This window comes from Pseudomonas sp. LBUM1669, from assembly GCF_059695705.1.
In genome coordinates, this window is the sequence record NZ_CP166784.1 from 2942501 (window position 1) to 2959988 (window position 17488).

General features: G+C 59.0%; 17 protein-coding genes, 1 tRNA gene, 2 rRNA genes and 2 pseudogenes (1 of these 22 only partly in view). 13 read left to right on the top strand and 9 right to left on the bottom strand.

Annotated elements, in window-relative coordinates; all coding sequences use genetic code 11:
• The 3 genes and pseudogenes from ACA051_RS13790 to ACA051_RS13800 all read left to right on the top strand — a co-directional run.
• A 23S ribosomal RNA gene (locus ACA051_RS13790) occupies window positions 1-409 on the top strand (it extends 2483 nt beyond the left edge of the window).
• A gap of 173 nt (window positions 410-582) precedes the next feature.
• A 5S ribosomal RNA gene (gene rrf, locus ACA051_RS13795) occupies window positions 583-698 on the top strand.
• 125 nt (window positions 699-823) lie between these two features.
• A pseudogene (locus ACA051_RS13800) lies at window positions 824-1027 on the top strand (transposase); the annotation flags it as partial.
• A gap of 109 nt (window positions 1028-1136) precedes the next feature.
• Here the strand turns inward: ACA051_RS13800 and ACA051_RS13805 are convergent.
• Entirely contained in the window at window positions 1137-1226 is a 90-nt protein-coding gene (locus ACA051_RS13805) for a TetR family C-terminal domain-containing protein (RefSeq protein WP_497310303.1), read from the bottom strand.
• Between the two features lies 1 nt (window position 1227).
• Between ACA051_RS13805 and ACA051_RS13810 the strand changes: the two are divergent.
• Window positions 1228-1590, top strand: a pseudogene (locus ACA051_RS13810) (isochorismatase family protein); the annotation flags it as partial.
• Between the two features lie 193 nt (window positions 1591-1783).
• Here ACA051_RS13810 and tnpC read toward each other — a convergent pair.
• The 3 genes from tnpC to ACA051_RS13825 all read right to left on the bottom strand — a co-directional run bounded on the left by tnpC (window position 1784) and on the right by ACA051_RS13825 (window position 3914).
• Window positions 1784-3316, bottom strand: coding sequence for an IS66 family transposase (gene tnpC / locus ACA051_RS13815; protein ID WP_497370753.1), 1533 nt, complete (start codon window positions 3314-3316; stop codon window positions 1784-1786).
• An 18-nt stretch (window positions 3317-3334) separates the two neighbouring features.
• A complete protein-coding gene (gene tnpB, locus ACA051_RS13820; protein WP_024647222.1) occupies window positions 3335-3694 on the bottom strand; it encodes an IS66 family insertion sequence element accessory protein TnpB in 360 nt (119 codons plus the stop codon).
• A gap of 70 nt (window positions 3695-3764) precedes the next feature.
• Entirely contained in the window at window positions 3765-3914 is a 150-nt protein-coding gene (locus ACA051_RS13825; protein ID WP_497375260.1) for a winged helix-turn-helix transcriptional regulator, read from the bottom strand.
• Between the two features lie 256 nt (window positions 3915-4170).
• On the opposite strand from ACA051_RS13825, the gene ACA051_RS13830 reads away from it, so the two are divergent.
• The gene (locus tag ACA051_RS13830; RefSeq protein WP_497375262.1) at window positions 4171-4617 is read left to right on the top strand and encodes a hypothetical protein; all 447 of its coding nucleotides are present in this window, start codon (window positions 4171-4173) and stop codon (window positions 4615-4617) included.
• A gap of 63 nt (window positions 4618-4680) precedes the next feature.
• On the opposite strand, the gene ACA051_RS13835 is transcribed toward ACA051_RS13830, so the two are convergent.
• Window positions 4681-4768, bottom strand: a tRNA-Ser gene (locus ACA051_RS13835).
• Window positions 4769-4891: 123 nt separating this feature from the next.
• Between ACA051_RS13835 and ACA051_RS13840 the strand changes: the two genes are divergently transcribed.
• Window positions 4892-5563: a Bax inhibitor-1/YccA family protein gene (locus ACA051_RS13840; RefSeq protein WP_008006561.1), complete on the top strand. Its 672-nt coding sequence runs from the start codon at window positions 4892-4894 to the stop codon at window positions 5561-5563.
• A 59-nt stretch (window positions 5564-5622) separates the two neighbouring features.
• Here the strand turns inward: ACA051_RS13840 and ACA051_RS13845 are convergent, their stop codons facing one another.
• Both ACA051_RS13845 and ACA051_RS13850 read right to left on the bottom strand, forming a co-directional pair.
• Window positions 5623-5949 carry a YceK/YidQ family lipoprotein gene (locus tag ACA051_RS13845; RefSeq protein WP_497310306.1) on the bottom strand — a complete coding sequence of 109 codons (327 nt, stop codon included), beginning with the start codon at window positions 5947-5949 and terminating at the stop codon, window positions 5623-5625.
• 57 nt (window positions 5950-6006) lie between these two features.
• A complete protein-coding gene (locus ACA051_RS13850) occupies window positions 6007-6444 on the bottom strand; it encodes an Lrp/AsnC family transcriptional regulator (RefSeq protein ID WP_010461024.1) in 438 nt (145 codons plus the stop codon).
• A gap of 135 nt (window positions 6445-6579) precedes the next feature.
• Between ACA051_RS13850 and ACA051_RS13855 the strand changes: the two genes are divergently transcribed.
• Complete coding sequence (locus ACA051_RS13855) at window positions 6580-7473, top strand: DMT family transporter (RefSeq protein WP_497310307.1); 894 nt, start codon at window positions 6580-6582, stop codon at window positions 7471-7473.
• Window positions 7474-7480: 7 nt separating this feature from the next.
• On the opposite strand, the gene ACA051_RS13860 is transcribed toward ACA051_RS13855, so the two are convergent.
• Together ACA051_RS13860 and ACA051_RS13865 are read right to left on the bottom strand one after the other, a co-directional pair.
• Entirely contained in the window at window positions 7481-8497 is a 1017-nt protein-coding gene (locus ACA051_RS13860; protein ID WP_497375264.1) for an FUSC family protein, read from the bottom strand.
• 68 nt (window positions 8498-8565) lie between these two features.
• Window positions 8566-10191: an NADP-dependent glyceraldehyde-3-phosphate dehydrogenase gene (locus ACA051_RS13865; RefSeq protein ID WP_497310309.1), complete on the bottom strand. Its 1626-nt coding sequence runs from the start codon at window positions 10189-10191 to the stop codon at window positions 8566-8568.
• 661 nt (window positions 10192-10852) lie between these two features.
• On the opposite strand from ACA051_RS13865, the gene ACA051_RS13870 reads away from it, so the two are divergent.
• The 6 genes from ACA051_RS13870 to ACA051_RS13895 all read left to right on the top strand — a co-directional run bounded on the left by ACA051_RS13870 (window position 10853) and on the right by ACA051_RS13895 (window position 17414).
• Complete coding sequence (locus tag ACA051_RS13870; protein ID WP_497310310.1) at window positions 10853-11740, top strand: Dyp-type peroxidase; 888 nt, start codon at window positions 10853-10855, stop codon at window positions 11738-11740.
• A gap of 17 nt (window positions 11741-11757) precedes the next feature.
• Window positions 11758-12726 carry a Gfo/Idh/MocA family protein gene (locus ACA051_RS13875; protein ID WP_497375266.1) on the top strand — a complete coding sequence of 323 codons (969 nt, stop codon included), beginning with the start codon at window positions 11758-11760 and terminating at the stop codon, window positions 12724-12726.
• Between the two features lie 282 nt (window positions 12727-13008).
• On the top strand, window positions 13009-13761 hold the full coding sequence (locus tag ACA051_RS13880; RefSeq protein WP_497310312.1) for a GntR family transcriptional regulator: 753 nt from the start codon (window positions 13009-13011) through the stop codon (window positions 13759-13761).
• Window positions 13758-15488 (top strand): fumarate reductase/succinate dehydrogenase flavoprotein subunit, encoded by a 1731-nt coding sequence (locus ACA051_RS13885; protein ID WP_497310313.1) that lies wholly within the window; start codon window positions 13758-13760, stop codon window positions 15486-15488. Before ACA051_RS13880 ends, ACA051_RS13885 begins: the two co-directional genes overlap by 4 nt.
• A gap of 25 nt (window positions 15489-15513) precedes the next feature.
• Window positions 15514-15759, top strand: a complete 246-nt coding sequence (locus ACA051_RS13890) for a 4Fe-4S dicluster domain-containing protein (RefSeq protein WP_007946457.1) — start codon at window positions 15514-15516, stop codon at window positions 15757-15759.
• A 236-nt stretch (window positions 15760-15995) separates the two neighbouring features.
• Window positions 15996-17414 carry an ABC transporter substrate-binding protein gene (locus tag ACA051_RS13895; RefSeq protein ID WP_497375268.1) on the top strand — a complete coding sequence of 473 codons (1419 nt, stop codon included), beginning with the start codon at window positions 15996-15998 and terminating at the stop codon, window positions 17412-17414.
• Window positions 17415-17488: the final 74 nt, after the last annotated feature.

The window sequence follows — 17488 nt, forward strand, 5'->3', positions numbered from 1 at the left end:
CACCTCGATGTCGGCTCATCACATCCTGGGGCTGAAGCCGGTCCCAAGGGTATGGCTGTTCGCCATTTAAAGTGGTACGCGAGCTGGGTTTAGAACGTCGTGAGACAGTTCGGTCCCTATCTGCCGTGGACGTTTGAGATTTGAGAGGGGCTGCTCCTAGTACGAGAGGACCGGAGTGGACGAACCTCTGGTGTTCCGGTTGTCACGCCAGTGGCATTGCCGGGTAGCTATGTTCGGAATAGATAACCGCTGAAAGCATCTAAGCGGGAAACTAGCCTCAAGATGAGATCTCACTGGGACCTTGAGTCCCCTGAAGGGCCGTCGAAGACTACGACGTTGATAGGTTGGGTGTGTAAGCGCTGTGAGGCGTTGAGCTAACCAATACTAATTGCCCGTGAGGCTTGACCATATAACACCCAAGCAATTTGCAAGCTTTGAGCTGAAAAGCGAAAGAGCACCAGATTGCGGTGTGTGAAGACGAAACGAACCGAAAGTTCGAAAGACTCACAAAACACCGAGATCTATCACATACCCATTCGCTGGAGCGTAATCCGTAAGGAGAACGACCTGGCTACCGAATTTCTTGACGACCATAGAGCATTGGAACCACCTGATCCCATCCCGAACTCAGCAGTGAAACGATGCATCGCCGATGGTAGTGTGGGGTTTCCCCATGTGAGAGTAGGTCATCGTCAAGATTAAATTCCGAAACCCCTATCTGCGTATGCAGGTAGGGGTTTTGTTTTGTCTCGAAATAAGTATCCGGAGATTGGTACGGAGTGCCTGCTGGGTTTGCGCCAACTATTGATTGCTCCTTGCCCCTCTGCGCAGCATTGATCAGTGTCTCGATCTGAGCCAGTTGCGCCTTCACCTCACCGATGTCTACAGCCCGATTGATCCTGAACTGCTGATTCGTATGCTGATCGTGGGCTATTGCTACGGTATTTGCTCAGAACGGCGGTTGTGCGAAAAGGCCCATTTGAGCTTGGCTTATCGCTGGTTCTGCCGGTTGAGCCTTGAAGATGAAACCCTCATCACTAGGCCTTTTCTGAAAATTGACACGGCCGTTTTCAGGGGAGGGGTGTTGGATGGTAAGCGCTCCATAATCCCCTCCGACTTCCATAAGAGTAGTGCGCTCAGAAGGCGACACCTGCGAACCGCGTCTCGCCAAGCACCGACGGGCCGTCGAGGAGCACAATGCGCTGGATATCAGGCTCCAGGGACATCAATATCAACAGCTGGGAAGATGTCGAATTTGTTCAAGCGGTCAAGCAGACCGGTCGCAAGAAGCTGATCATGGCTGGGCTATGGTCGGATGCCTGCTTACTGTTTCCTGCACTAGACGCCCTTGCCGCCGGTTATGAGGTTTACGCGATTGTCGACGCGTCCGGCGCTACTTCGGGAGCCGGACACGAAGCGGCATTGCGCCGCATCGAACAAGCGGGCGGCAAGCTAATCTCCACCATGGGCCTGTTCTGCGAGCTTCAGCGCGATTGGAACCGCAGCGAGACCGTCCCCGGCTTCGTCGATCTGTTCATCCAAACCGGCGGCAATGCCGGTATCCAGTTCAGCCAGGACGCGTCGGAATAAATCTGCCGGGCTGCCTTCCACCCTGATGAGAAGGCGGCCTTTCAACTTTCTTCCAACGAAGGGTCGAGGTTTACCTGAGCACCGGCCAAGTTCGCTTCAAGGTCGTCCAGTGCTTGCTGATGTTCCTCCCCCCAGCGATAGAGCATTTGTAAGCGCTCCATAAAACCCACCTAGTCAAAGGTGGGCGGTGCGGTTAGCTATGAGATTGGGGTGCGCATTTCCAAGGTAGCAGGGCTTCGTAATCTTCCACCGAAGCCGCCATTGGCAGGCGCTCAAGTGCGTGGCGCAGCCACGCATAGGGCTCTTGGCCGTTGGCTTTAGCAGTCTCGACCAAGCTGTAAAGTTGAGCGCTAGCCGTCGCCCCTTTTGGCGTGTCGCTAAACAACCAGTTTTTTCTTCCGATAACGAACGGCCGTATTGCACGTTCTGCGGCGTTGTTGTCGATGGGCAAGTAACCTTCCTCGACGTACCGCTCGAGTTTGTTCCAGTTGTTTGCCAAGTAGCTGACGGCTTTGCCCAATGCGTTCTGTGTAGTCACGTACGGCAGCGTCTTTAGCATCCAGTCTTTCAGTTGACTCAGCACGCTGGCGCTCAACTCCTGGCGGCCTCTTTTCCGCGCCTCATCACCACTCCGTTTGTAGGCGATCTCGATGCCATATAGTTTACTGATCAACTTCAATGCGATGTCGGCCCGTCCTGTCTTGCCCTTGGGCTGTACTTTTTGCGCTTCGACAAATTTACGCCGTGCGTGAGCCCAACACCCTAAACGTTCAACTCCGGCCTGTGCTCCCAGCGCGTTGTAACCCGCGTAATCGTCAGTCATGACGTAGCCGCGATAACCTTCGAGCAGGCGCGACGGTACCTCCTGCGCTCGGCTGGTGGAGTAGTCGAAAAGGATCACCGGTTTGTCTGGCGGGCCGCCGGTTTGCACCCACATCCAGGACTGACTGCTCGGCTCTCGGTCAGGCTCTTTCAACACCTGTACGCGTGTTTCATCGCAGTGGATGACACGGCTGGCCAACAGGCTATCGCGCATTAAATTCAGCAGCGGCTGGAAGTGCTCGCCGCACTGGATAACCCAGCGAGCCAGGGTCTGGCGCGGAATATCGATGCCGTGGCGGCCTAGTACTTTTTCAAAACGGTGAAGCGGCAGACCGTCCACGTACTTGGTGGTCAGCAGCATCGCCAGAACACTTGGGCTGGCCATGCTTTTTTCAATCAGTTGAGCCGGCTTATCCGCAGTGACCGGTGCGGTCTCACAATCGCGGCAGCCATAAACTTTGCGCACATGTTTGATAACGCGAATCTGCATCGGCACGATTTCAAGCTGCTCGCTGACTTCTTCGCCAATGGCGTGTTTGCGGCAGCCGCAAACGCAAGTCAGTTCATCCTCGGGAAGTTCGTGGATGACTTCGATACGTGGCAGGTCGGCGGGCAGCGGCTTTCGTTTACCGCGACGCCTGGCTGGACCGACGACCTCTTCTTCAGCGTCTTCGCCGACGGGTTCGGCGATGCTTTCAGTTTCGTTGAAAAGAGCTAACTGCGGCGTGGCCGGATCGGCTGTTTGTTCGGACTTGCGTCCGAACAGGCGCTGACGCAGCAGCGCGTTTTCTTCTTCAAGATGAACAATACGGCCCTTGTTAGACTCGCGCTCAAGCAGCATTTGCTCTAGCAATTGCTTGAGCAGCGCAGGATCGTCAGGAAGATCTTTGGGCATTGAAATCATGCCCTGGATTATAACGAATCAGGCCACGAATCGCGGCGTCAAAACCTGATGAGGACGGTTACGCCAGAGGTCGAAACCGTCGAGCATCCAGTTGAGTTCCTGAACAGTTAGGACAATCGCCTCGTCGGTGGCATCGGGCGATGTTTTGAATCGCTCAGATTCAAGGCGCTTGAGCCAAAGGCAGAAGCCGTTGCGCTCCCAGTACAAAATCTTCACGCGGTTGCGCGGTTTGTTGAGGAAGACGAAGAGCACCGGGTCAAACACGGCGACCTTGATGTCCAGCTCGACCAGCGCAGCCAGGCCATCAATTGATTTTCGGAAGTCGACGGGCTTGGGGTACAGATACACTTTTTCGACTTTTGCGTCGGGTCGCATCATGGCGGATGGGCTCCAGAAAGGAATCGGGAGCACAGCATCCGGGATCAATTGGCGGCTTTGAATGTGGGGTTCATGGAGCGGTTACGAGCATTTCAACGGCTTCGGCGAAGGTTTTACCCTGGGGCGTGAGTTCGTATTCCACTTTGGGCGGCACGACGGTGTGAACGTACCGCGTGACCAAGCCCCGGGCCTCCACGTCGCGCAGTGTCTGTACCAGCATTCATCGTGGGCAATTTATTGACCGCGCTCGCTCCGACATTTGCCTGGGCCCTGACCGGTTGAGTCGTCACTTCGCTGACCCACGGCGCCTTCATCGGCATCGGCTCGATCCTCGCTTAAGAGTTGGTGGCACCTAACCGCCGCACCAGCGCCATTGCCTTCATGTTCCGCGGTCTGACGCTGGCGAATCTGATCGGCACGCCAGCCGGCACCTGGCTGGGACAGATAGTGTCCTGGCGCGCGCCGACCGCGCCTTGATGCCCTTGTTGTACGTGACCTTGGCGGGACAGGCGTTGGTACTGTTCGCGTTTTTCATCGTCGTGGAAAGCCGCGTTGCGTCAGCCTTGTGCGTGTTTATGATGGCCGGTTTTGGCTTTGCCAGTGTGTCGCCGATTCAGCGCCTGGTGATGGACAAGGCGCGTGCTGCCGGTGCGCCCAACTTGGCCGCATCCGTGAACATCGGGTTGTTCAATCTAGGCAACGCGATCGGCGCCTGGCTGAGCGGTTGGGTGATCGCCCAAGGGGTCGGTTATGCCGCACCCAATTGGGTAGGCGGGATTCTGTCGGCGTGTGCGTTCTGCTGGCGTTGGCTTCTGGCTGGCTTACCGTTACTTATCTTGCCAAGCGCAAGGGAGCCCTCGTGCATTCTTAACCTCCGACATCTGGCCAAACTTACACCTCAAGGGCTGCAGTATGGGCTGTAGGCGTTTCATCAAAAGCCAGAAACGAAAAAGCCCTGAATAATCAGGGCTCTATCGGTACAAATATGGCGGAGGCGATGGGATTCGAACTCATGGACCTGTTACAGTCGACGGTTTTCAAGACCGTTGCCTTAAACCACTCGGCCACACCTCCGTTTGCGTTGCGGGCGCCATAATACCTGAATGAAACACACTGTCAAACTCTCTGCATGGCTTGTTACAGAGCGTCTGTTATGATCTTTGCGACTGAACGTTTCAAACCAACAGGAGTGTCGCCATGCGCGAACAGGATTACGCAGTTAATAACAGCGTGCAGGCTGAGCAGCTAGAGGTTAGCCGCGTCCTGCGCAACACATACGGCTTGCTCGCTCTCACCCTCGCATTCAGCGGCGTGATGGCGTTCGTTGCTCAGCAGATGCGTGTTGGCTACCCGAATATTTTCGTGGTGCTGATCGGCTTCTACGGGCTTTTCTTCCTCACCAACAAGCTCCGTGACTCGGCCTGGGGCCTGGTGTCGGCATTTGCCCTGACTGGTTTCATGGGTTTTCTGCTCGGCCCGATCCTCAACCGCTACCTGGGCATGCAGGGCGGTGCTGAAGTCGTCAGTTCGGCTTTCGCAATGACCGCGCTGGTTTTCGGTGGTCTGTCGGCTTACGTGCTGATTACCCGCAAGGACATGAGTTTCCTCGGTGGTTTCATCACAGCAGGCTTCTTCGTGCTGCTGGGTGCGACGCTGGCGAGCTTCTTCTTCCAGATCAGCGGCCTGCAACTGGCGATCAGCGCAGGTTTCGTGCTGTTCTCCTCGGTCTGCATTCTGTTCCAGACCAGCGCCATCATTCACGGCGGCGAGCGTAACTACATCATGGCGACCATCAGCCTGTATGTATCGATCTACAACCTGTTCGTCAGCTTGTTGCAGCTGTTCGGCATCATGAGTCGCGATGATTAATCGCAGGCTTTAAGTAAAAAACCCGCCTAGGCGGGTTTTTTATTGACTGAAATTCGGGGTCAGTCAACAAGAATGCTGCCATCGGCCTGCTGACGGTAGAGGGTATAGGGCAGGAGCAAGGTATCGAGCGCGCCGGACAGAACCACGTCGATCAGCACAATGGCCGGAGCATTGTCATGCACCTGCGCATCCCGTCCTTTTTCCAGGGGCGCATTGAGCATGCAGAAATCATAGGTCACGCCGCTGTAGATTCGGGGAACCGCACCGCAGTAGCTTTTCTGATCCTTGAGACTCTTCGCCGCCACTTCATCACCGCGCACAACTGTTTGAACCGTGCCGCAACCCGCCAGCATAACCACCGCGAGTAAAATCACCTGAAATTTCATACCGCCAATCCTTCGCCGGAAAACAGTCAATTTACGCGTTTCGAATCTAAATCGCACTCACGCCATCGGTGGCAAGCGGCGTTTGACCGGAGTCTTCTTGACGATGGCGGTGTTGGTTTCGGCGTGGGTGTTTAGGCGATCAAGCAGGGTGTCCAGTTGCTCCATCGAGCGCACATGCAGCCGGGCGATGAAGCAGTCATCGCCGGTGACTTTGTCGCACTCGGTGAATTCGGGGATGGCCTGAATCTGCCGTTCGACTTCCTGCAACTGGCCCGGCAACGGGCGGATCCGCACGATGGCCTGGAGTTGATAACCGAAGCACTTGGGGTCGATTTCGACGGTGTAGCCCTTGAGCACGCCACGCTCTTCGAGTCGGCGCAGGCGTTCGGCAACGCTGGGGGAGGACAGGCCGCTGATCTGCGCCAATGCCTTGAGCGAGCGGCGTGAGTCGTCCATTAATGCGGTGATGAGCACTTGGTCGATGTCGTCGGTCATGGCAAATCCCCTGTTAGGCAGTTGACAGAATACGCCTTGATAAAAAAGGCAGAAGCCGAGTTTAGCCTGCTTTTTGCGCTGGAGATGCCCTTGGACGGATTGTCATAATTTGGCCTCAATCACAGGAGTCTGATGATGGACAAAAACATACGTCGCGGTTCATTCGAAATGACCGCCGCCATGCTGATTTCCGGGACCATCGGTTGGTTCGTGCTGGTGTCCGGGCAGCCCGTGCTGGACGTGGTGTTCTGGCGGTGCGTGTTCGGCGCGGGCACGCTGTTGTTGATCTGCGCGGCATTCGGCTTCCTGCGCCCGGGCATTCTGACCCGCACCACCTTCCTGCTGGCGGTGCTCAGCGGGGTTGCAATTGTCGGCAACTGGGTGCTGTTGTTCGCCTCTTACTCCCGTGCCTCGATTGCCATTGGCACGGCGGTTTATAACGTTCAACCGTTCATGCTAGTCGGGTTGGCGGCGCTGTTTCTGGGCGAGAAAATCACCCTGCAAAAGCTGTTCTGGCTGGGTATTTCGTTTCTCGGGATGCTGGCCATTGTCAGCGCTCATGGCGAGCAGGGCGCAGGGGGCAACGATTACCTGATGGGAATCGGTCTGGCCTTGGGGGCTGCGTTTCTGTACGCGATTGCAGCATTGATCATCAAACACCTGACCGGCACGCCACCGCATTTGATTGCCCTGGTCCAGGTCAGCACCGGGGTGCTGTTGCTCGCACCTTTTGCGCACTTTTCGGCGTTGCCGCAAGCACCCAGCGCCTGGGCCAGCCTGGTGACGCTGGGCATCGTCCACACCGGCGTGATGTATGTGCTGCTGTACGGCGCGATTCAAAAACTGCCGACGACATTGACCGGTACGCTGTCGTTCATCTACCCGATTGCGGCGATTTTCGTTGACTGGTTTGCCTTCGGTCATCGCCTGGAGCCGCTGCAGTGGATCGGCGTTGCCGCGATTCTGCTGGCCGCCGCAGGCATGCAGCAGGGCTGGGGCTTGAAGTCTCGTCGGGCAGTGACTCAATAAGCGTGCGTTAGATGTTCCAGCGCGGCGCGGTCTTCGCCAGTCGCTGGCGCATCTCGTCGATGTTCGAAGCGAACTGGCGTATCAACAATTGATAGCCCAACGGGTTGTAGGCCGGTGCTTCAAGACTTGAATCAACCGGCAAATCGATGGGGCGACTGAGCCGCTGCGCCGCGCCGGTTTTCAGCGCCCGGGCCATGCCGATCAGCTGCACACGAATCTGCCGGTGCTCGGCTTTAAAACTCGACCGCAGATGCGCCACGGCGTCGCGATCCTTTGCATCCGGCCGGGTGTTGCCAAGGATCTCCAGAGTGCTGACGCACATGCGCAAATGACGCTGAATCGCATCGAGTTCGGTCATGGAAATCTTCACTTCCTTGGACACCGACGGCATCAGCGAGCGCAATTGCACCATCGCCGCGTTCAGGCGATTCATCAGCTTCAGGTGTTCGTCATCGGAGACGGACTGACCATCGATGATGCGTCCGTAAATCGTCGCGCAATCGCGCAGCGAGTTGGCCAGGTTATAGCGCCAGGAAAAAACCGCATACGACGGCAGGGCGAAAGAAAAGGCCAGGGCCAGGGCCACGCCAATCAGAATGTCCACAGCGCGCCACAGCCCGTCGGAGATCGGGTTGTCGCCATGCCCGGCGACAATAAACACCGTGATCCCCGCCAGCAGAGCGGTGTAACCGCCCTTGCCGATGGCGTGATACGAGAAAAACCCGCACACCACCGACATCACAAAATAGGTCAGCCAAGGCATCCCGAGCCAGGCCTGTTGCGCCACCAGCAGCAGGCCGATAGCGGCGCCGATCAACGTACCGATGGCGCGCTCCGCGGCTTTTTTGCCGATGTTGCCGTGGTGCTGCAAACCGCCGATCACCACCAGCATCGTCACCGACGCCCACTCACCGTGGGGCAGGTTGATGCCGGTGGTCAGCATGATCGATGCCAGCAAGCCGAGCGACACGCGGACCGCGTGGATCAGTCTGGCGTGGCGATAGCGCCGATACGGGTCCAGCAACGGACGCAGTAACCGGCGCAGCAGCGGTGGCAGTCGATGGGCTCTGAACGTGTTCAGGCTCGGTGTCCTCAGAAGATGTAATCGGTGGTCAGGAAACTCGAACTGCGTCCGCTGATGATCTCGCTGATGAGTTCCTTGTTGGATTCCTGGAACTTGGTCGCCACCAGCGTCCTGATCGAAAACACCCGCAGCGCATCATGCACCGACAATGTGCCTTCGGCGGAGTTCTTGCGGCCATTGAACGGATAGGTGTCAGGCCCGCGTTGGCACTGGGCGTTAAGGTTGATCCGGCCGACCTGGTTGGCAAAGGTGTCCACCAGTCGACCGACCGCAACCGGGTTGGTGCCGAAGATACTCAATTGCTGGCCGAAGTCCGATTCCAGGACGTAGTCAATCACCGTGTCGAGATGCTTGTAAGGCACGATCGGCACCACCGGGCCGAATTGTTCTTCCTGGTAGACGCGCATCTGCGGCGTCACCGGGAACAGCACCGCCGGGTAGAAGAACGACGCTCGCGATTCACCGCCATTTGGATTGACGACCTTGGCGCCTTTGCTGACCGCGTCCGCGACCAGCGAGTGCAGGTAATCGACCTTGCTCGCTTCCGGCAGTGGGGTCAGCGCTACTCCGCTTTCCCATGGCATACCCGGTTTCAGAGTGGCCAGTTTGGCGTTGAATTTCTCGATGAACGACTCGACCACGTCTTCATGGACGAAAAGGATTTTCAGGGCGGTGCAACGCTGACCGTTGAACGACAGCGAGCCGGTTACCGCTTCGTTCACCGCGTTGTCCAGATCGACTTCCGGCAACACAATGCCCGGGTTCTTCGCATCCAGGCCCAGTGCTGCGCGCAAACGGTGAGGTTTGGGGTGGAGTTTTTTCAGATCGCTGGCGGCTTTGTTGGTGCCGATAAACGCAAAGATATCGATCTTGCCGCTGGCCATCAGTGCACTGACGGTCTCGCGTCCGCTGCCGTAGATCACGTTGATCACCCCGGCCGGGAAACTGTCGCGGAAGGCTTCCAGCAGCGGCCGTATCAACAGCACACCCAGCTTGGCCGGTTTGAACACCACGGTGTTGCCCATGATCAGCGCCGGAATCAGCGTGGTGAAGGTTTCGTTCAGCGGGTAGTTGTAAGGGCCCATGCACAGGGCGACACCCAGTGGAACGCGGCGGATCTGCCCGAGGGTGTCCTGTTCCAGCTCGAAGCGGCTGGAGCGACGGTCGAGTTCCTTGAGGGCGTTGATGGTGTCGACGATGTAATCGCAGGTGCGGTCGAACTCTTTCTCCGAGTCCTTGAGGTTCTTGCCGATCTCCCACATCAGCAGCTTGACCACCGCCTCACGCTGTTCGCGCATGTGGCCCAGAAACGTTTCGACGTGCTGGATGCGTTCGGCCACGCGCATGGTCGGCCACAGGCCCTGGCCCCGGTCATAGGCGCGGACGGCGGCGTCCAGCGCGGTCAATGCGGTTTCTGCGTCGAGCAGCGGCGTGCTGCCGAGGATCACTTGTTCGTCGCCATTTTTGCCGGTCAGGTACACCGGGCTGCGGACTTGGGCGAGGGGGCCGGACCAGGTTTTCAGTTCGCCGTCGACCAGGTATTCACGCTGCTCGGTCTGGCCGTCGAGGCGGTATTTTTCCGGGATGTCACTTGAGTCGGGAAACAGGTTGCCAAGGATATGTGCTGTGGTCATGTCGCTACCCCGTCTGGATTGTGTGATGAACTGATGAATCGTTTTAGCAGACCTCGGCCTCGCTTGTCATGACTCATCTCATCGTTCGGCGGTTCAGGGTTTTCGATCGTGGAAGTGCAGCCACCTTCGGTCATGGCCTCAGATGCCCCCCTTGTTGGCCCCCAATGCCCTCAACCCCACCCGCGTCGGTACCTTAGTGTTGACCTGTGCCAGATCGCAATAAAAAAGGTGTTCCCCGCGAGAGGACAACCGTGCGGGACAGTCGAGTCTCTGAAAAGCCTAGCCTCTGTTTGGCGTTGGTGGGCGGCGTCTGCGCGGCGCTGCTCAGCGAATACCTGCGTCTGCTGGGGCCGCACGACCGAGGGCAGTCACATCAAGAAGATCGCCGCCGACCCGAACATGAGTAGCCGCACCTTGCGCCGCCGCCTGACCGAACATGCGCTGACCATCCTTCGTAGCAGCTGCCGAGCTTCGCGAGGCTGCGTTCGGCTGCGCAGCAGTCGTGAAACCAGGCACTGCGGTGTGTCAGGAAAACCGTAAGCACAGGATTTACGACTGCTGCGCAGCCGAACGCAGCCTCGCGCTGCTCGGCAGCTGCTACAGGAGTGCACACAAAGGCTCATCCCCGGTTAAACTCCGCGCTCTTTTTCAAGGAGTTCATATGAGTTACTACCAGCCGGGCATTCTCGCCACCCCCGTTCCGCCTCAAGCCCGTCATATGTTCTTCGCCCTCGAATCCGCCGAAGCATTGCCGGCCGCGCTCGACAATTTGATGCAACGGGTGGACGGGAAATCGGCGGTGGTCGGCTTTGGTGAATCCCTGGTCAAGGCGCTGCACGCGCAGATCGATGGCTTGCGACCGTTTCCGGCGCTGACCGGCGTTGGCGTCGACAACCCGTCGACCCAGCACGCGCTCTGGTGCTGGCTGCACGGCGACGACCGCGGTGAATTGCTCAATCGCAGCAACGCCATCGAAGCCGCGCTGGCACCGGCCCTGCGCCTGGTGCAGATGAACGAAACCTTCCGCCACATGACTGGCCACGACCTGACCGGCTACGAAGACGGTACCGAAAACCCGCACGACGAAGCCGCCGTGGCCGCCGCGTTGTTGGGCGAGGGCGCTGATGGCCTGGTCGGTGGCAGCTTCGCGGCGATCCAGCAGTGGCAGCATGATCTGAAAGGCTTCCACGCGATGCCGTCCCAGGAAAAGGACAACATCATGGGCCGTCGCTTGAGCGATAACGAAGAACTTGATGACGCGCCGATTTCCGCCCACGTCAAACGCACCGCCCAGGAAAGCTTCGCCCCCGAAGCGTTCGTGGTCCGTCGCTCGATGCCGTGGATCGAAGGGGATCGCGCCGGCCTGATGTTCCTCGCGTTCGGTTTTTCCCTCGACGCCTTCGAAGCCCAACTGCGGCGCATGAGTGGACTGGAAGACGGCATCACCGACGGTTTGTACCGTATCAGCCGCCCGATCACCGGCGGCTACTACTGGTGCCCGCCACTCAAGGACGGTCATCTTGACCTGCGCGCCTTGCGCATCGGCTAAAACATCAGGGAGCGATTATGAACGTGGTGCGCTGGGGCATGATCGGTTGTGGCAGTGTCGCCGAACGCAAGAGCGGGCCGGCCTTTTACAAGGCCCCCGGCTCGGCGCTGGTGGCGGTGATGGGGCGGCGTCTGGACGCGGTGACCGACTACGCCGCCCGCCATGGCATCGCCCGGGTTTACACCGACGCGCAAGCGCTGATCAATGATCCCGAGGTGGACGCGGTGTACATCGCCACACCACCCGACAGTCACCACGCCTATAGCTTGCAGGTCGCCGCCGCCGGCAAACATTGCTGCGTCGAAAAACCGATGTCGCTGAATGCCGGGCAAAGCCGCGAGATGCAAAAGGTCTTTGCCGACGCTGGATTGCACCTGTTCGTGTCCTATTACCGGCGCTCGCTGCCGCGCTTTGCGCAAGTGCGGCAGTGGCTGGAGGAGGGGCGAATCGGCGAGGTGCGGCATCTGTCCTGGACGCTGACCAAGGCGCCTTCGCCGAACGATCTGGGGGGCGCCGATAACTGGCGCACCGATCCGGTGATTGCCGGTGGCGGCTACTTCGCCGACCTGGCCAGTCATGGCTTCGATCTGTTCCAGTATTTGCTCGGGGATATCGTCGAAGTCGCCGGTTTCACTGCACGGCAGGCTGGTTTGTATGCCGCCGAAGACGCCGTCAGCGCCAGTTGGCGGTTTGCTTCGGGAGCCCTGGGCATGGGCTGCTGGAATTTCGTCGCCGACCGGCGCGAAGATCGGGTCGAGTTGATCGGCAGCCAGGGCCGGATCAGTTTTTCGGTGTTCGATGAGCACGCTGTGCAGCTTGAGGCGGATGAACATCTCAGCCTGCACATCGACCATCACGAGCACATCCAGTGGCATCACGTGCTGGGCATGAACGCGCATATCCGGGGCGAGGCGCAGCATCCGGCGATGGCCGAACACGCGCTGAAAACCGACTGGGTGATGGACCAGATCCTCAAGCGCGGCTGAAGCCAGGCAATCTCACTGCTGAAACCGAATCAGTTGTAGCAGCTGCCGAGCAGCGCGAGGCTGCGTTCGGCGGCGAAGCCGTCGTGAAATCAGACAACGCGGTGTGTCAGGTGCGCCCTGCATGCAGGATTTGCGACTGCTTCGCAGCCTCGCGCTGCTCGGCAGCTGCTACAGAGTCCGCGGTTGTCTGGTTAATCTAACCTTATGCTTAATCAGTATTTCTCAATGCCCGCGCGGCTTCTCTAAGATCACGTCATAACTCGTTATAACAAGTGATCTGCCATGACCGATAACGTTCTATCCCTCAGCAGCATCCCGCTGCACACGCAACTGCGCGATGTGCTGCGCGCCCGCATCCTCGACGGCGAATACCCGCAAGACAGTCAGATGCCCTCCGAAAGCGAACTCGGCGCGCTGTTTAAAGTCAGCCGCATCACCGTGCGCCAGGCCCTGGGCGATCTGCAAAAGGAAGGGCTGATCTTCAAGATTCACGGCAAGGGCACCTTCGTCGCCAAGCCGAAAACCTTTCAGAACGTCAGCACCCTGCAAGGCCTGGCCGAGTCCATGACCGGTCGCGGCTACGAGGTGATCAACCGCCTGCGCAGCTTCAAATTCATCCCGGCCGACAAGCTCGTTGCCGAGCGATTGCAGGTGGCCGAAGGCGAGACCGTGGCGCAGATCAAGCGCGTGCGGCTGATCAACCGCGAGCCGATCTCCCTGGAAATCACCTACCTGCCCAAGGCCATCGGCGAACGGCTGGAGAAGGCTGACCTGGTCACCCGCGACATTTTTCTGATCCTCGAAAACGACTGCGGCCTGGCCCTCGGTCATGCCGATCTGGCCATCGACGCCGTGCTGGCCGACAGCGACCTGACCCAGGCGCTGAACGTCGAAGCCGGTTCGCCGATCATGCGCATCGAGCGCCTGACCCACGATGCCGCAGGCCTGCCCGTGGACTTCGAACACCTTTACTACCGCGGCGATGCCTTCCAGTACCGCTTGCGGATCGACCGGCAAAAAGGGGCGCAGGCATGACGCGAAACACGCTTGAACAGGAATACGACATCGTCGTGATCGGCGGCGGCACCGCTGGCCCGATGGCAGCGATCAAGGCCAAGGAACGCAACCGTGATCTGCGCGTGTTGCTGATCGACAAGGCCAACGTCAAGCGCAGCGGTGCGATCAGCATGGGCATGGACGGCCTGAACAACGCGATCATTCCCGGCCACTCGACACCGGAGCAATACACCAAGGAAATCACCATCGCCAACGACGGCATCGTCAACCAGGCGGCGGTGTATGCCTACGCGACCCACAGCTTCGAAACCATCGAGCAGCTGGACCGCTGGGGCGTGAAGTTCGAGAAGGACGAAACCGGCGACTACGCGGTGAAAAAGGTCCACCACATGGGCGCCTACGTGCTGCCGATGCCGGAGGGGCACGACATCAAGAAAGTGTTGTACCGCCAGTTGAAGCGGGCGCGGGTCAGCATCACCAATCGGCTGGTTTGCACGCGATTGCTGACGGACGAAGAGGGCGCGGTCAACGGCGTGATGGGTTTCGACTGCCGAACCGCCGATTTCCATGTGATCAAGGCCAAAGCCGTAATTCTGTGTTGCGGCGCGGCCGGACGTCTGGGCCTGCCGTCATCCGGTTACCTGATGGGCACCTATGAAAACCCGACCAACGCCGGCGACGGCTACGCGATGGCCTATCACGCTGGCGCCGAACTGGCGAACCTCGAATGCTTCCAGATCAACCCGTTGATCAAGGATTACAACGGCCCGGCCTGCGCTTACGTCACCGGCCCGTTGGGCGGCTACACCGCCAACAACAAGGGCGAGCGCTTCATCGAGTGTGATTACTGGAGCGGGCAGATGATGTGGGAGTTCCACCAGGAACTCGAAAGCGGCAACGGCCCGGTGTTCCTCAAACTCGATCACCTGGCCGAGGAAACCATCCAGAACATCGAAGAGATCCTGCACAGCAACGAACGCCCCAGCCGCGGCCAGTTCCACGCCAATCGCGGCACCGACTACCGCACGCAGATGGTCGAGATGCACATCTCGGAAATCGGTTTTTGCAGCGGTCACTCGGCGTCCGGCGTGTGGGTCAACGAGAAGGCCGAGACTTCGGTCAAGGGCTTGTACTCGGCCGGTGACATGGCCGCCGTGCCGCACAACTACATGCTCGGCGCGTTCACTTATGGCTGGTTTGCCGGCACCAACGCGGCGGATTTTGTCGCCGGACGCGAGTTTTCAGCGGTCGATGCCCGGCAGATCGAAACGGAAAAACTGAGGGTCTACGCGCCACTGGATCGCGAACACGGCCTGCCGCCCGCGCAAGTGGAATACAAGCTGCGGCGTTTTGTGAACGACTACCTGCAACCGCCGAAAGTGACCAAGAAGATGCAAATCGGCCTGCAACGCTTCAGCGATATCCAGCGCGATCTCGATCAGATCAAGGCCCACAACGCCCACGAACTGATGCGCGCCATGGAAGTCAGCATGATCCGCGACTGCGCCGAAATGGCCGCCCGCGCGTCCTTGTTTCGCGCTGAAAGTCGCTGGGGGCTTTACCACTATCGGGTCGATCATCCGCAACGCAACGACAGCGACTGGTTCTGCCATTGCCATCTGAAAAAGGGTGACGACGGCCAGATGACCAGTTTCAAGAAAGCCGTCGAGCCTTACATCATCCCGCTCGACGCCGAAGAAATGCAGGCCTACGACCGACTGCGGGTCGGCGCCTTTGCTGCCTGAGCACCACAGAAAGAGAGACCGAAAAATGGCCTACCAACCCCAGGAAATCTTCTTCCGCTCCAACGCGCCGGTCACGGTCGACGAGGACCTTTGCATCGCCCACAAAGGCTGCACCGTGTGCGTCGACGTCTGCCCGATGGACCTGCTGGCAATCAACCCGGCCACGCAAAAGGCCTACATGGCGTTTGACGAATGCTGGTACTGCATGCCGTGTGAAAAGGACTGCCCGACCGGGGCCGTGAAAGTCGAAATCCCGTACCTGTTGCGTTGACTGACGGGACGCCATCGCTGGCAGGCCAGCTCCCACAGGGATTTGCAGTGGGACACAGATTTCGCTGGCAGCAGAGAACCTTGTGGGAGCTGGCCTGCCAGCGATGAGGCCCGCCCAGACAACCCAAAGCCATCCGGAAACACCGGACGCTGGATTCACCCAACACCCCTCGTTTCCCACCACGCCCTGATCGTGGCGGAGACGAACATCCTATAAATGATTCGAGGGGATTCACCATGTCTTTGCCAACATTGCTGCGTGCCGCATTTGCCGGTCTGGTACTGGCTTCATTCACCCTGTCGGCCTCGGCCGAAACCATCCGCATTGCCATCGGCACCCAGGACACCACGATCAACTGCGCCGCCGGCGGTCTGTTGATTCGCGAGCTCGGCCTGCTGGACAAATACCTGCCCCACGACGGCCAGTACAAGGACGCCCAGTACGAAGTCGAGTGGAAAAACTTCACCAGCGGTGCGCCCCTGACCAACGAGATGGTCGCCGGCAAACTCGACTTCGGCGCCATGGCCGACTTCCCCGGTTCGTTCAACGGTGTGGCGTTCGAAACCGCCGGCAAACACAGCCTGTTCATCAGCGTGCTGTCGGGCAGCATCAAGGGCAGCGGCAATGGCATCGTGGTGCCGAGCGCGTCGGGCGTGCAGTCATTGGCGGAGCTCAAGGGCAAGACCATTTCCGTGCCGTTCGCCTCGACGGCTCATGGCATGTTGTTGCGCGCCGTGGCGGCGCAAGGCTGGGATCCGCTCAAAGACGTGAACGTCATCGCCCAGCCACCGGAAGTCGCCGGCTCGGCATTGCAGGCCGGAAAAATCGACGCCCACGCTGACTTTGTGCCGTTCGCCGAACTGTTCCCCAGCCGTGGTTTCGCCCGCAAGATCTATGACGGTTCCCAGGCCGGCTCACCGACTTTTCATGGCGCACTGGTCGATCAGAGCTACGCGAAAAAGTACCCGGAAATCGTCGTCGCTTACCTGCGCGCAAGCATCGAAGCCAACCAGTTACTGGCCGCTGAGCCGGAGAAGTACAGCGAGCTGATCGCCAAGGTCACCGGCGTCGATGCCGAGGTCAATTACCTGTTTCATGGCCCGCTGGGCGTGCAAACCCGCGACCTGAGCTGGAAGCCCGAATACCGTCAGGCCGTCGGTACTGCCATCGACACCCTCAAGCTGTTGAAAAAGGCGGATCGCGGTCTCGACCTCAATACCTTTATCGATGACCAATACATCCGTGCCGCGTTCAAGGCGTCGAACCTGGATTACACCGCGCAACTGGCCAACTACGGGCAGACGCTGCTCAAAGCGGTGGATGCGTTGAGCGGTAAAGCCATCACCGACTTCAGCCATGTCGCGGAAATCTGGGTGCGGGGTGAACCGAAAGTCCGGCAGTACGCGTCGGCGGAGTCGGCGTTCACTGCGTTGGCCGGTTTGAAGTCGGAAGGTAAAAACATCCGCGCCGTGTATGCCCAGGCGAGTGACAGCGGGATCAAGTTGTTGGCGGATCAGGCGTGGTTCGCCAGCGATGCCAAGGGCCGCCTCAGCGCATTCCTGCTCAAAGGCCAGGCCCAACAATTCGCCACGGCTCAGGGCGGCAAAGTCCTCGACTTCACCGATGCCACCACCCAGGCCGTTGCCGTTCGCTAACCCCTTAAACACCGCAATCCCCCTGTGGGAGCGAGCCTGCTCGCGATGGCGGACTGACATTCAACCCCAATGTC

What these genes read in the sequence shown, in the direction of transcription:
- ACA051_RS13840 (WP_008006561.1), top strand. Translation starts at nt 4,892, where the DNA reads ATGCGCGAACAGGATTACGCAGTTAATAACAGCGTGCAGGCTGAGCAG.
- ACA051_RS13825 (WP_497375260.1), bottom strand. Translation starts at nt 3,914, where the DNA reads ATGCTGGTACAGACACTGCGCGACGTGGAGGCCCGGGGCTTGGTCACG.
- ACA051_RS13830 (WP_497375262.1), top strand. Translation starts at nt 4,171, where the DNA reads ATGCCCTTGTTGTACGTGACCTTGGCGGGACAGGCGTTGGTACTGTTC.
- ACA051_RS13890 (WP_007946457.1), top strand. Translation starts at nt 15,514, where the DNA reads ATGGCCTACCAACCCCAGGAAATCTTCTTCCGCTCCAACGCGCCGGTC.
- ACA051_RS13850 (WP_010461024.1), bottom strand. Translation starts at nt 6,444, where the DNA reads ATGACCGACGACATCGACCAAGTGCTCATCACCGCATTAATGGACGAC.
- tnpB (WP_024647222.1), bottom strand. Translation starts at nt 3,694, where the DNA reads ATGATGCGACCCGACGCAAAAGTCGAAAAAGTGTATCTGTACCCCAAG.
- ACA051_RS13855 (WP_497310307.1), top strand. Translation starts at nt 6,580, where the DNA reads ATGGACAAAAACATACGTCGCGGTTCATTCGAAATGACCGCCGCCATG.
- ACA051_RS13845 (WP_497310306.1), bottom strand. Translation starts at nt 5,949, where the DNA reads ATGAAATTTCAGGTGATTTTACTCGCGGTGGTTATGCTGGCGGGTTGC.
- ACA051_RS13865 (WP_497310309.1), bottom strand. Translation starts at nt 10,191, where the DNA reads ATGACCACAGCACATATCCTTGGCAACCTGTTTCCCGACTCAAGTGAC.
- ACA051_RS13875 (WP_497375266.1), top strand. Translation starts at nt 11,758, where the DNA reads ATGAACGTGGTGCGCTGGGGCATGATCGGTTGTGGCAGTGTCGCCGAA.
- tnpC (WP_497370753.1), bottom strand. Translation starts at nt 3,316, where the DNA reads ATGATTTCAATGCCCAAAGATCTTCCTGACGATCCTGCGCTGCTCAAG.
- ACA051_RS13880 (WP_497310312.1), top strand. Translation starts at nt 13,009, where the DNA reads ATGACCGATAACGTTCTATCCCTCAGCAGCATCCCGCTGCACACGCAA.
- ACA051_RS13805 (WP_497310303.1), bottom strand. Translation starts at nt 1,226, where the DNA reads ATGTCCCTGGAGCCTGATATCCAGCGCATTGTGCTCCTCGACGGCCCG.
- ACA051_RS13895 (WP_497375268.1), top strand. Translation starts at nt 15,996, where the DNA reads ATGTCTTTGCCAACATTGCTGCGTGCCGCATTTGCCGGTCTGGTACTG.
- ACA051_RS13885 (WP_497310313.1), top strand. Translation starts at nt 13,758, where the DNA reads ATGACGCGAAACACGCTTGAACAGGAATACGACATCGTCGTGATCGGC.
- ACA051_RS13870 (WP_497310310.1), top strand. Translation starts at nt 10,853, where the DNA reads ATGAGTTACTACCAGCCGGGCATTCTCGCCACCCCCGTTCCGCCTCAA.